Below are 12,311 nucleotides of genomic sequence, written 5' to 3'. Positions count from 1 at the left end.
CTGTAATTCAGACCGCCGTTGTCGCCAACCCGCCACGTCGAACGAAATAGCGATTCTCCCCGACCCACCATGCAAATGCGGTGGCGATTGCAAAGGCCAGCAACGCCTGAAGATAAAGCACGGGGCCTGCCGCGGATGGTTGAGGTCCGAACCAGTTGATGGCTTGAAACGCGGTGAGCACAAATAGCAGGATAAGCGGTGGTCCGATCGGACCCCGGGTCCGCTTCAGATAGAATGCAAAAGCCGCGAGCGTAATACCTGCCTCCAGCGGGATGGCAGCATATGGGTAGTTCCAGAGTCCCAGACCGTAGGCTTCCTCGCCGCCCGCAATGGTCATATCCGGGCCGTGCGTCACCCAGTCTAACACCCAATGGGACATGACGACCATGCCTGCGAGCAGGCCGCCGACCAGGTTGCGGTTCAGGACAAGCACCACCCCGGCCATCGCGATGGCCCAGATCCCCGTGCCCAGCAGGGAATGCGTGAACGGCATGTAGTAAAGGTCCAATGGGACCATCACTGTGGCACCGGGATCGACTCGCATTCGTTCAATCCCGAACAATGCGAGTGAGAAAAACCCCCAGTCGACAAGCTGCGCAGCAATGAAATACGTCGCCAGTTTGGGTCCGCTCGGGCTGATCGCTGCGGCGACGAAAGCTGGCGCAAAATGTCCTATGAACATGGTGTTGATCCCGTGGCGCTGACTTTAATTGGTGAAGCGCAAAGTCGCCCATGTAGCAACAGCGCTGGTCGTGCCTGTCGCGAATGCGCCCCACAGGATGTCCATCACGGAAATCTTCGTGGCCCACACCTTGAACACCGCCTGGCTAGTCAAGTCGAACGTTGCATAGCAAAGCGCGCCAAGCAAAGCGCCGTTCAGGAGCGCCGTCGCGACCGAGCCGCTGTCCAGCCCGGGCTTTATTGCGAACCAAACCATGCCGGCAAGATAGATGAGGTAAAAGGCGGCAGCTGCTCCGACGTTGAAGTCTTTCGCCATGATCTCGCCGATTACTGGCCGGTAAAGGTTGGGTCCGGCCCAACGGAGCCACAATGAGTCGAGGACCCCGAACACGATTGCTGCGCAGACATAAGCGACGATGAATTTGGTCATATGTGCGTTCCCCGTTGCACGCGCTTCGATTCAGGCGGCATTTGTATCTGGCCAGCCTTGACCGGGCAGTCTGGCGCGGTCAATGCTCCAGCGCATGGACGAGGGAAATGGTTCCGCGCCTAGTGCGGATGACATCGCGAAAATGAGCTTCGAGCAGGCGCTCGGCGCGCTTGAAAGCATTGTGCAGCAGCTGGAGCGCGGCGACGTTCCGCTCGACGAATCGATCACGCTTTACGAGCGCGGCGAACAATTGCGCGCCGCTTGCCAGAAACGGCTCGACACAGCGCAGGCGCGCATCGAAAAAATCGTGACCAGTGCCGATGGTAAACCGAGCGGTACGGCCCCGCTCGACGGGTCCAACTGAGATGACCGTAACGGGTGTCGAAAACGACCCGCTCGGCGGCGGGCTCAAACGGGTGCAGGCTGAGATCGATTCGGTGTTCGACGCTTTTCTGCCGGTGCCCGATGACACTCGCGCGAGGCTGGTCGAGGCGATGCGATATGCGACCATCGGCGGCGGCAAACGGGTGCGCCCGCTCCTTGTGGTGAGCACCGCGGAACTTTACGGCGTCGATCGCACGGCAGCGCTGCGGGCAGGCGCAGCGGTCGAGGCGATCCATGCTTATTCGCTGATCCATGACGACCTGCCTTGCATGGACGACGATGATCTGCGGCACGGCAAGCCGACTTTGCACAAGATTTTCGATGAAGCTACAGCAGTGCTTGCTGGCGATGCGCTTCATGCGCTCGCATTCGAAATCCTCGCGGACACAGAAACCAGCAGCGATCCGTTCGTGCGGAGCGAATTGATTGCGACGCTTGGCACGGCCAGCGGCATGAACGGTATGGCTGGCGGTCAAATCATGGATATGGTCGCGGACGAAGAGGGCGTGGAATACGATCTGCATTCGATCACCCGGCTTCAGCAATTGAAAACCGGCGCGTTGCTCGCCGCGTCTGTCGAGATGGGCGCCATACTCGGCAAAGTTCCGCCTGAAGGCCGCGCCCACCTGCGCGCCTATTCGCGCGACATCGGTTTGGCTTTCCAGATTGCCGACGACCTGCTCGATGTTACCGGTGATCAGGAAAAGGCGGGCAAGGCGCTTCGCAAGGACGAACGTCAGGGCAAGCAGACTTTCGTCACATTGATGGGCGTCGACAAAGCGCGCGAACAGGCCCGTGCGCTTGTCGATCAGGCGGTGGCGCATCTTGGCAGCCACGGGGAGGAAGCCGACACGCTGCGCGCGCTTGCACGCTTTATCGTCGAGCGTGATCGGTGAGGCGATACTTGGCTTTTGCTTACCTTCCAGCACTGCTTGCTGCGTGTTCGGACGATCGGGCTGCGGACACCATTGAGCCTGCAGGCGCTGCCTCCACCGCGTCCGTTTCCGAGGCTGACCCGATTGTGGACATGTTGGTCGATCGGTTCGATGTGCCAGCCTGTGCCAATGCATTGCCTGCAGGGCTTATGCGGAAGGAGGGTCCTGACGGGAGAGAAGTCGTGCGCACATTCACAGCGGAAGCGCCCTGTCTCGACAGCCTCGTGAAGGCTCTTGCAGCCCTCGATTTCCAAGAGGCCGGGCCGGGTTCGTTCACGCGTCACGGCGAGCGGAACTCGCTTGAAACGGTAACGATCGAACGCGCTGAGGATCAGCGACGCGGCGGCATCCAATGGGAGGAGATCAATCCATGACCAATCGCATCGGCATTTATCCCGGAACCTTCGACCCCATCACTCTCGGCCACGCTGATATCATTCGGCGCGGGGCGAAACTGGTCGACAAGTTGATCCTCGGCGTGACGACCAATCCATCGAAAAATCCGATGTTCTCTACTGAAGAGCGTTTTGCGATGGTCGCGCGAGAGGTCGACAATCTTGGCCTCGATAATGTCGAAGTCGTCGGCTTCAACGCGCTGCTCGTGAAATTTGCGCAGAAGCAGGGCGCGAGCGTGATTATTCGCGGACTTCGTGCGGTCGCAGACTTCGAATACGAATACCAGATGGCTGGTATGAATCAGCAACTCGACGACGATATCGAAACGATATTCCTGATGGCAGACGTATCTCTGCAGCCGATTGCATCGAAATTGGTCAAGGAAATCGCGCTCTACGGCGGGGACATAACACCGTTCGTCAGCGAGCCTGTGTGCAACGAAGTCATCGCCAGGGTTGAGAAAATCGGGCGCAAAGGCGATTATTGACCAAGCATGGCCTCATTCGGACCTGTCGATTGACCAGCTTCGTTCATTGAAGTGTCAGCCGCGCGCGGCTAAACGCCAAACCATACCCTCAGCTTTATGAAGAACCCAATGATCAAGAAAACACTTGGCACGCTTGCCGCACTTTCGCTGTTCGCCGTTCCTTCGGCGGCTTTTGCGCAAGATGAAGCGGTGGCGGAAGTCCAGACCCGCAGCTTCGTCCCTGTGAATTTCGACGAGACCGAGGATCCGGAAAATGTCTGGGTTCTCGACCTGTCGACGGGTGAGCGGGTTTCGATCCGCCTGATGCCCGAATGGGCTCCCGAGCATGTGGAGCGGATCAAGACGCTGACGCGCGAAGGCTTTTACGATGGAATCATCTTTCACCGCGTGATCGATGGTTTCATGGCGCAGGGCGGGGATCCGACGGGCACAGGGCAGGGCGGTAGCGAGCTTCCCGACCTCGAGGCGGAATTCAATCCCATGCCGCATGTCCGCGGGACCGTGTCGATGGCGCGCGCGACCGAAGAAAACAGCGCCAACAGCCAGTTCTTCATTGTTTTCTATCCGCGCTTCAGTCTCGACAAGAGGTACACGAACCTCGGCCGCGTGATCGACAACATGGATGCTGTGGACGAGATCAATCGTGGCGAGCCGCCCCAGGATCCAACGCGTATCCTGCAGGCTTCCATTGCCAGCGACAACAAGGCACGGCCGGTCATCGCGCCTCCAGCACCTCCCGAGCAGGATATCACTGCCGATCTGCTAAGCGCTCCGATCGAGGAGCAGTAAGACTTTTCCTAATAAGAGACACGCGCTAGGCGCGCTGCCATGCGTGTTGACCTATTCGATTTCGAGCTCCCGCAGGACCGGATAGCGCTCCGTCCTGTGCGCCCGCGTGACGCGGCGCGCATGTTGCTGGTGCGCGGTGCGGATGCTGAATTCGAGGATCGCGGAGTGCGCGACCTTCCCGATCTGCTGGAACCCGGCGATGTCCTGGTCTTCAACGACACCCGCGTCATCCCAGCACAGCTCGAAGGTCGGCGCGCGGGTGGCGAGGCCAAAATCGGCGCAACCTTGCACAAACGGATCGACTTGCGCCGTTGGCAGGCCTTCGTCCGCAACGCGAAACGCGTCAAACAGACTGATCAACTGGTGTTCGGCGGAGGGGTTACCGCCATTGCCGAACAGCGCCACGCGGATGGCAGCATCACGCTGCTCTTCGAAGGTGATGAGCCTGTGGAGGTCTTGCTCGATCGCGCGGGGACTATGCCGCTTCCGCCGTATATTGCGCAGAAGCGGGGTGTGGATGAACAGGACCTCACCGACTACCAGACGATGTTCGCGCAAGAGGATGGAGCGGTAGCCGCGCCGACTGCGTCGCTGCATTTCACGCAGGAACTGATCGATGCAATTGATCGGCGTGGGATCAACCGCGAAACCCTTACCCTGCATGTCGGCGCAGGCACATTCCTTCCCGTGAAGGCCGACGACACCGACGATCACGCAATGCACGCCGAGTTTGGACGCATCACCGAAACAACCGCAGAGCGCCTCAACGCCGCGCGCGCGGCGGGCGGACGGATCATCGCGGTCGGCACCACTGCGCTGCGCCTCCTTGAGAGCGCGGCGGGCAAAGATGGCACTATCCAGCCTTTTTCAGGCGACACCGACATTTTCATCACGCCTGGCTATACCTTCAGAGGTGTCGACGGATTGATGACGAATTTTCACCTGCCGAAATCGACACTGATGATGCTGGTAAGCGCGCTCATGGGACGCGATCGCATGATGGCGGCGTACGATCACGCCATCGCCAATAATTATCGTTTCTACTCCTATGGAGATTCTTCGCTGCTTCTGCCGTAGCGCGAGCTTGCATTCCCGACCGCCTGTGCCAAATGGCGGAGGTGACTGATGAAGCGATCCTGGAAATTTCGGGCCTGAGCAAGGTCTATAAAGGCGGCGTCAGAGCTCTCGACGATGTCGACCTGACTATCCGCAAAGGCGAAATTTTCGCGCTGCTCGGACCGAACGGAGCAGGCAAGACAACGCTGATTGGTGCGGTTTGCGGTCTGGTGCGGCCGACGAGCGGCACAGTCACAGCGTTTGGCGAGGATCTTGCGCGCAATTGGCGCGAGGCGAGGGGCCGGATAGGCCTCGTTCCGCAAGAACTCAGCACCGACATGTTCGAAACCGTGCGGCGCGCGGTCAGTTATTCCCGCGGACTCTTCGGCTTCCCGCCGGACAAGGCCCGTATCGAGGAGGTCCTCCGCAGCCTTTCGCTGTGGGAGAAGCGCGACAGCCAGATTCGAGAGCTTTCGGGCGGAATGAAACGCCGTGTGCTGATTGCGAAAGCCTTGGCGCATGAACCCGACCTACTGTTCCTCGATGAGCCCACGGCGGGCGTCGACGTCGAATTGCGCAAGGACATGTGGCGCCAGATTGCGGCCCTCCGCGAGCGCGGTACGACCATTATCCTCACAACCCATTACATCGAGGAAGCCGAGGAAATGGCCGACCGTGTTGGCGTCATCCGCAACGGGAAGATCCTTATGGTCGATGACAAAGACGCGATGATGCAGCGTATGGGACGAACCGAAGCGGTAATCACAATGAGCCAGCCGCTCGATGAACTTCCGGCCAGCATCTCTGTGTTCCCGGTAGAACTTCGCGCAGATGGGCTGGAGCTGTGGTACCGCGGCGGCGATGGCAGCGGTAAGGGCCGCGAGGATGTGGCCGCGCTGACCAAGGCGCTTGTCCGCGCGGGCATCGATTATCGCGGTATCGATGTTCACGACAGCTCGCTTGAGGATATCTTCGTGGGCCTCGTTTCCGAAACGGAGGAGGCATGATTGGTTTCAACCTACGCGGCGCATGGTCGATTTACCAACGTGAGCTGATGCGGGCTTTTCGCACAGCCTTTCAATCCGTGATCGCGCCAGTGCTGACTACGTCGCTGTATTTCATCGTATTCGGTTCGGCCATCGGCAGCCGGATGGAACCGATCCAGGGCACCGAGTACGCTGCGTTTATCATACCCGGCCTCCTAATGCTGACTCTGCTCGGTGAGACGACCAGCAATTCGAGTTTCGGTATCTACATGCCGCGATTTACCGGCACCATTTACGAACTGTTGTCGGCCCCTGTCGGAGTGGCCGAAACACTTGTCGGCTTTGTCGGTGCGGCCGCGACGAAGAGCCTGATCCTCGCAGCGATCATACTGGCCACAGCCACGCTTTTCGTCGATTATCAGATTAAATATCCGTTCTTGGCAGTGGGTTTCATCATGCTCGTCGCGGCGAGCTTTTCTCTGTTCGGCTTCATCCTCGGCATCTGGGCAGACAGCTTCGAGAAGCTCGGCATCATTCCGGTTCTTATCCTTACGCCGCTCACGTTTCTTGGCGGCACGTTCTATTCGCTCGAGATGCTGCCGGCTCCGTGGGACAAGATCGCGCTCGCAAACCCGATTGCTTTTCTGGTCAGCGGTCTTCGTTGGACGTTCTATGGCACATCCGATGTATCCATCGGCATTTCCCTGGGTCTCACCTTGGGTTTCCTCGCAGCTTGCACGGCAATCATCGCGTTTATTTTCAAGACCGGCTGGAGGCTGCGCGAATAGAGCGCTTTGTCGCGCCAGCTCGCACGTTGGTCGGAGTGTGAGAACCGCTTGTCGATCCGGTCCCGATGGACGTCCACGTTCAGGCAATCGACAGAGGCGTAGATGCAATTCCTCCTCGTCCCCCTAACGGACGCATATGGAGGAATTTCAATGAAGTATTTCAAAACTGCTGCAGTCTCTGTGGCGACCTGCGCTGCCTTGGCAATCCCCGCAGTTGGTCACGCGCAAAGCGGCGATGGCGCTGCAGAGCCCTTTGTCGGGGCGTCGATCGGCTACCACGATATCGGCACCGATCTCCCCGATGATGATGGCGGAATTTACGGCGTCGTGGCCGGTGTCGACGTCCCCGTTGGCGAAAAGATTTTTGTCGGGGCGGAGGCAAACTTTCACTTTGGCGATGGCTTCATCGATAATGAATACGGCGTAGCGGCCCGGTTGGGCCTGCGCGTTGGCGAAACCGGAAAGGTGTATGTCCGCGGAGGCTATCAGGAAGTCGATTTCGATTTCTCGCAGTTTGCCCCCGTTGCACTGCCAGCCGGGTTCGACACGACCGATGGCGATTACCTCGTCGGAGCGGGCGCGGATTTCGGCATCGGTGACGGTCCGCTCAAATTGCGGGTCGGCGTCGATACCATCGCGTTCGATTCGACCCGTGTGACAGGCGGTGTGCTTCTGGCGTTCTGAGCCAGCCTTCATTCGCAACTCCAGGGCGCGGGTGGCAGATGCTGCTCGGGCCCTGTTCATTTCAACCGACACGTGACAGATGTTTGACAGCGGTCTAAGCGCGGCGCGCATATGACCGAGCGATTTTCTTTTCAGTTGAAAGCGACCGATGGACGCGCGCGCGCCGGCGCGATTACGATGATGCGCGGCGATATCCAGACGCCTGCCTTTATGCCCGTCGGAACCGCGGCGACCGTCAAGGCCATGAAACCGGAGGCCGTCCGCGCGCTCGGCGCGGATATTATCCTCGGCAATACCTATCACCTGATGCTTCGGCCCGGAGCGGAACGCGTTGCGAAATTGGGCGGGCTTCACAGCTTCATGAACTGGGATCGCCCGATCTTGACCGATAGCGGCGGGTACCAGGTGATGAGCCTTTCGGACCTGCGTAAGCTGACCGAACAGGGTGTGGAGTTTCGCAGCCACCTCGACGGATCGAAGCACATGCTGACGCCTGAGCGTTCCATGGAGATCCAGCGGTTGCTCGGCAGTGATATCGTCATGGCCTTCGATGAATGCCCAAGGGCGGACCGTCCGAGAGACGAGATCGCTGCGAGCATGGAACTGTCCATGCGTTGGGCGAAACGCAGCCGCGACGGGTTCGACAGCGGCGAGGAACACGCGTCGCGATCTGCTTTGTTCGGTATCCAGCAGGGCGCACTCGACCAGGATCTACGGAGAGTCAGTACCCAGAAGCTCATCGACATAGGGTTCGATGGCTATGCGGTTGGTGGGTTGGCCGTCGGTGAGGGTCAAGAGGCGATGTTCGGTGTGCTCGATTACGCACCGTCCATGCTTCCAGAGGATCGTCCTCGGTATCTCATGGGGGTCGGCAAGCCGGACGATTTGGTCGGGGCCGTGGAGCGCGGGATCGACATGTTCGACTGTGTCCTTCCGACACGGTCCGGGCGCAATGGTCAGGCGTTTACGTGGAATGGCCCGCTCAACCTGCGAAATGCGCGCCATGCGGAGGATAGCGGCCCGCTCGACGAGCGCTGCGAATGTCCCACATGCGCCAGTTATTCACGCGCCTACCTGCACCATCTCCAAAAATCGGGCGAGATACTCGGAGCGATGCTGGTGACAGAGCATAACCTCGCATTCTATCAGTCGCTGATGCGCGCGATGCGCAATGCGATTTCCGAAAAGCGGTTCGCGACATTCGCTAACGATTTCAGGTGCGATTATCTGAAACAGTAGGTCAATTCCGTACTTGCGCCGGCGAAGCCGTTGATTATGCTCCTGACGGGTCAAAACGGGGTCGCAATCTATGAAATCTATAAGAAAAATGCTCGGCTATGCCGGAGCGTTTACTGTTGCAGTCAGTGCGTTTGAATTGCCTTTAGTGGCTCAGGACGCGGACGCCGCGGAAGTGGCCAAGCGCTATGGCGCGCGTGCGTCAGTCCTTGATATCAGTCTTTCGCCTTCGGGAACAAAGATCGCGTGGATCGGCGCGGGACCAGGGCATGGCGAGATTATCCATGTCGTCGATCTTGCCGCAGGCGGCGGCGTTCAGCAGATTCTCACGAATTCGGAGCCAAGCGGGGATCTCGCATGGTGCCGATGGGCGACAGACGAACGATTGGTGTGCAATCTCTATGGCATGAACAAGAGCGATCTGGGTGTTTTGCTGCCGTATACTCGCATGTTCGCAATCGATTACGACGGAACAAACATCCAATCCCTTTCCGAGCGGGAAAGTAGCCGTGCGATATGGAGCAGCCAGCATGGCGGCGACGTTGTCGCCTTCGATGTTGAAAATGAGCCCGGCCTGATCCTGATGACACAAAGCTATGTCAAAGATCGCTCGACCGGAACCCGGCTTGCCAACGAGAAGGTCGGGCTCGGCATCAACCGGGTTGATGTGAGTAATGGTCGCAAGCGCGTAGAGGAGCGACCGGATGATCGCGCGGTATCCTATATCGCTGACGAAACCGGCCAAGTCAGGCTCAAAACGAGAGCTGAGTACGATGCCAGCGGTGTGTTGAGCGGCGATTATTATCACTTCTTTCGCGACGAAGGCAGCAACAAATGGCGCCAGTTTGGCGACGTAATGGTCGACGGGGAGCCAGCTGAGAAGTTTTTTCCGGTCGCGGTCGATGCGAGCGGAAACCGTGCCTTTGCAATTGTGAAAAAGGACGGCTTCGATGCGCTAATCGAGGTGTCACTGAACAATCCGACTGTGGGCAAGATTGTGTTCGCCCGAGACGATGTGGATGTGGATGCATTGATCGCCATCGGACGTCAGCGACGCGTGGTCGGTGTAGCCTATGCGACGGAAAAGCGCGCGATCGCATATTTCGATGAAGAGCTTGCTGCCTTATCTGCGAAGCTGGAGCAGGCTCTGCCCGATCAGCCTTTGATCGACATAGTGGGCGCGAGCCAGGACGAAAGTAAGCTGCTGGTTGTGGCATCCAGCGACACTAATCCGGGCACGGTTTATCTCTACGACAAGAGCAAGGGCCAGCTTGAGCAATTGCTCGCTGTGCGAAATTATCTGGTCGATCAACCGATGGGGCCCATGAAACCGGTCACTTTTCCCGCCAATGACGGCACGGAAATTCCCGGTTATCTCACTCTCCCACCAGATTCTGACGGCCAGAATCTTCCGGCGATTGTCTCACCGCACGGGGGACCAGGAGCCCGTGATGTGTGGGGTTTCGATTGGATCGTGCAATATCTGGTTGCCCGCGGCTATGCAGTGTTGCAGCCGAATTTCCGAGGATCCTTTGGATATGGAGAGGCCTGGTTCGGTAAAAACGGTTATCAGGCTTGGGACGTTGCGATCGGTGACGTAAATGATGCTGGCCGATGGTTGGTAAGCGAAGGAATCGCCGATCCCGATAAGCTCGCCATCGCAGGTTGGTCCTATGGCGGATATGCGGCATTGCAATCTCAAGTCGTCGCGCCCGACCTTTACAAAGCGGTGGTTGCGATCGCCCCTGTCACGGATCTTGAATACCTTCGCAGCGACGCGCGGGCGTATACGAGTTCTCGTTTGCGTGACGAACAGCTGGGTGAAGGGCCGCACATCGGGGCAGGGAGCCCGCGCCGCCATGCAGAGAAATTCAGCGCGCCTGTGGCGCTGTTTCACGCAACGCACGATGTGAATGTCGAAGTGCGCCATTCTCGCGAAATGGCCGAAGCCTTGAAAGAAGCAGGCAAGCAAGTGAGCTACAGTGAGTTTGACGACCTCCAGCATAATATCGCTGACAGCGATGTGCGCGCCGAAATGCTGATGGAAATCGACAAATTCCTTGTGCAAGCTTTCGGGACGTGACGAGAGCGCCGAAGGCCTGTCATGCCCCTCGACAAATCTCGCGTGAAAGGCCACATGCCCGGCCATGTCTGCTGATTTCAAAAGCCCTGAAGATTGCCAATCAATGTCCGAAGTTCGCGTGGGCGTCGATGCGACCGATCGCGAGCTGCTCGAATTGCTGGATCGCCGGTTCGGGTACATGCGCGCCGCTGCTCGTATAAAGCCCACCCGCGATGCGGTTCGCGATGAGGCGCGGAAAGCTGAGGTAATCAGTGCAGCGGTGAAGGATGCAGAGGCCCGCAGACTTCCGGCCGACGTCGTTGCCAGTATCTGGGAGCGGCTTGTCGAAGGCTCTATCGCATATGAATTTGAAATCTGGGATCGAATTCGAAAGTGATGCGTAAGATAAGTCTCTCTATGAGGCACAATTTAAGGCGGTCCATTCGGGGCCGCCTTTTTTGTATGTCGCGAAGGGGGAAATAAAAAGGGCGGCCCACACGGACCGCCCTTTCTTGAAATCGGATATTCGCGAAGTTTTTAGCGCGAATAGAACTCGACCACGAGGTTCGGTTCCATCGTGACCGGGTAAGGCACTTCGTCGAGCTTCGGGACTCGGGTGAAGGCGACCTTGTCATTGCCTTCTGGAACAACATAGTCGGGAATCTCGCGCTCTGGCAGGCTCTGCGCTTCGATGACCAGCGCCATTTCCTTGGCTTTGCTGCCGAGGCTGATGACATCGCCGAGATCGCAGCGACGCGAAGGGATGTTGCACTTCACGCCGTTCACATAGATGTGACCGTGGTTCACGATCTGACGCGCGGCGAAGATCGTCGGGGCGAACTTCGCGCGGTACACGATCATGTCGAGACGACGCTCGAGCAGGCCGATCAGGTTCTGACCGGTGTCACCCTTCATTCGGGTGGCGTCCTTGTAGGTAGAGCGGAACTGCTTCTCGGTTACGTCGCCGTAATAGCCTTTCAGCTTCTGCTTGGCGCGGAGCTGCAGGCCGAAGTCGCTCATCTTGCTCTTGCGGCGCTGACCGTGTTGGCCGGGACCGTAAGAACGCTTGTTGACCGGAGAATTCGGGCGACCCCAGATGTTTTCACCCATCCGGCGGTCGAGTTTGTACTTGGCGCTCTTGCGCTTCGACATAAGTCTTTCCTTCAAATTTGCAGAGCCACCCGGAATGGTGGCCATTCAACCCGGCATCGCACCGCTGAAAGATCACTCTCAACGCGGCCACCGCTTCACCGGGGTGCGGGGCCAACTCGCGAAGGCGCGCAAATAGCGATTTCTAGCTGAAGGTCAAGGGAGCGAATGGTTTCCATGGGTTTTCTTAATGCTGGACGCCTCTCGATAGGTGCGCGATGATTAGCTCACGATTTAGAGACTAAGGA

15 protein-coding genes are annotated in these 12,311 nt (G+C 58.5%); 12 read left to right on the top strand and 3 right to left on the bottom strand.

Translation table 11 applies throughout. The features are described from left to right. Positions 1 to 7 precede the first annotated feature (7 nt). Positions 8 to 682, bottom strand: coding sequence for a hypothetical protein (locus tag KCG45_RS13380; protein WP_218317810.1), 675 nt, complete (start codon positions 680 to 682; stop codon positions 8 to 10). Positions 683 to 706: 24 nt separating this feature from the next. Beyond that, the gene (locus KCG45_RS13375) at positions 707 to 1,111 is read right to left on the bottom strand and encodes a DUF2177 family protein (protein ID WP_218317809.1); all 405 of its coding nucleotides are present in this window, start codon (positions 1,109 to 1,111) and stop codon (positions 707 to 709) included. Positions 1,112 to 1,193: 82 nt separating this feature from the next. On the opposite strand from KCG45_RS13375, the gene KCG45_RS13370 reads away from it, so the two are divergent. The 12 genes from KCG45_RS13370 to KCG45_RS13315 all read left to right on the top strand — a co-directional run bounded on the left by KCG45_RS13370 (position 1,194) and on the right by KCG45_RS13315 (position 11,311). After that, positions 1,194 to 1,475 carry an exodeoxyribonuclease VII small subunit gene (locus KCG45_RS13370; RefSeq protein ID WP_369410796.1) on the top strand — a complete coding sequence of 94 codons (282 nt, stop codon included), beginning with the start codon at positions 1,194 to 1,196 and terminating at the stop codon, positions 1,473 to 1,475. Between the two features lies 1 nt (position 1,476). Continuing rightward, positions 1,477 to 2,391, top strand: coding sequence for a polyprenyl synthetase family protein (locus KCG45_RS13365; protein WP_218317808.1), 915 nt, complete (start codon positions 1,477 to 1,479; stop codon positions 2,389 to 2,391). 8 nt (positions 2,392 to 2,399) lie between these two features. Next, on the top strand, positions 2,400 to 2,804 hold the full coding sequence (locus tag KCG45_RS13360; RefSeq protein ID WP_218317807.1) for a hypothetical protein: 405 nt from the start codon (positions 2,400 to 2,402) through the stop codon (positions 2,802 to 2,804). Then, positions 2,801 to 3,313 carry a pantetheine-phosphate adenylyltransferase gene (coaD, locus tag KCG45_RS13355; RefSeq protein ID WP_218317806.1) on the top strand — a complete coding sequence of 171 codons (513 nt, stop codon included), beginning with the start codon at positions 2,801 to 2,803 and terminating at the stop codon, positions 3,311 to 3,313. Before KCG45_RS13360 ends, coaD begins: the two co-directional genes overlap by 4 nt. Before the next feature lie 108 nt (positions 3,314 to 3,421). After that, positions 3,422 to 4,102 (top strand): peptidylprolyl isomerase, encoded by a 681-nt coding sequence (locus KCG45_RS13350; RefSeq protein WP_218317805.1) that lies wholly within the window; start codon positions 3,422 to 3,424, stop codon positions 4,100 to 4,102. 39 nt (positions 4,103 to 4,141) lie between these two features. Continuing rightward, positions 4,142 to 5,179, top strand: coding sequence for a tRNA preQ1(34) S-adenosylmethionine ribosyltransferase-isomerase QueA (gene queA, locus KCG45_RS13345; RefSeq protein WP_218317804.1), 1,038 nt, complete (start codon positions 4,142 to 4,144; stop codon positions 5,177 to 5,179). Positions 5,180 to 5,220: 41 nt separating this feature from the next. Continuing rightward, positions 5,221 to 6,165, top strand: coding sequence for an ABC transporter ATP-binding protein (locus KCG45_RS13340; protein ID WP_369410795.1), 945 nt, complete (start codon positions 5,221 to 5,223; stop codon positions 6,163 to 6,165). Beyond that, the gene (locus KCG45_RS13335; RefSeq protein ID WP_218317802.1) at positions 6,162 to 6,932 is read left to right on the top strand and encodes an ABC transporter permease; all 771 of its coding nucleotides are present in this window, start codon (positions 6,162 to 6,164) and stop codon (positions 6,930 to 6,932) included. The genes KCG45_RS13340 and KCG45_RS13335 overlap by 4 nt, the downstream gene beginning before the upstream one ends. Before the next feature lie 150 nt (positions 6,933 to 7,082). Further along, positions 7,083 to 7,616 carry an outer membrane beta-barrel protein gene (locus KCG45_RS13330; protein WP_218317801.1) on the top strand — a complete coding sequence of 178 codons (534 nt, stop codon included), beginning with the start codon at positions 7,083 to 7,085 and terminating at the stop codon, positions 7,614 to 7,616. Positions 7,617 to 7,727: 111 nt separating this feature from the next. Beyond that, positions 7,728 to 8,855 (top strand): tRNA guanosine(34) transglycosylase Tgt, encoded by a 1,128-nt coding sequence (gene tgt, locus KCG45_RS13325; RefSeq protein ID WP_218317800.1) that lies wholly within the window; start codon positions 7,728 to 7,730, stop codon positions 8,853 to 8,855. A 70-nt stretch (positions 8,856 to 8,925) separates the two neighbouring features. Then, positions 8,926 to 10,935, top strand: a complete 2,010-nt coding sequence (locus KCG45_RS13320; protein ID WP_218317799.1) for an alpha/beta hydrolase family protein — start codon at positions 8,926 to 8,928, stop codon at positions 10,933 to 10,935. A gap of 103 nt (positions 10,936 to 11,038) precedes the next feature. Beyond that, positions 11,039 to 11,311: a chorismate mutase gene (locus KCG45_RS13315; protein WP_439648930.1), complete on the top strand. Its 273-nt coding sequence runs from the start codon at positions 11,039 to 11,041 to the stop codon at positions 11,309 to 11,311. Positions 11,312 to 11,451: 140 nt separating this feature from the next. Here KCG45_RS13315 and rpsD read toward each other — a convergent pair whose 3' ends face one another. After that, positions 11,452 to 12,066, bottom strand: coding sequence for a 30S ribosomal protein S4 (gene rpsD, locus KCG45_RS13310; RefSeq protein WP_218317797.1), 615 nt, complete (start codon positions 12,064 to 12,066; stop codon positions 11,452 to 11,454). Between the last annotated feature and the right edge of the window lie 245 nt (positions 12,067 to 12,311).

This window comes from Erythrobacter ani, from assembly GCF_019204025.1.
Lineage (GTDB): Bacteria > Pseudomonadota > Alphaproteobacteria > Sphingomonadales > Sphingomonadaceae > Erythrobacter > Erythrobacter ani.
Note: the sequence above shows the minus strand (reverse complement) of the source record. Positions and strands in the feature narration are given on the sequence as shown.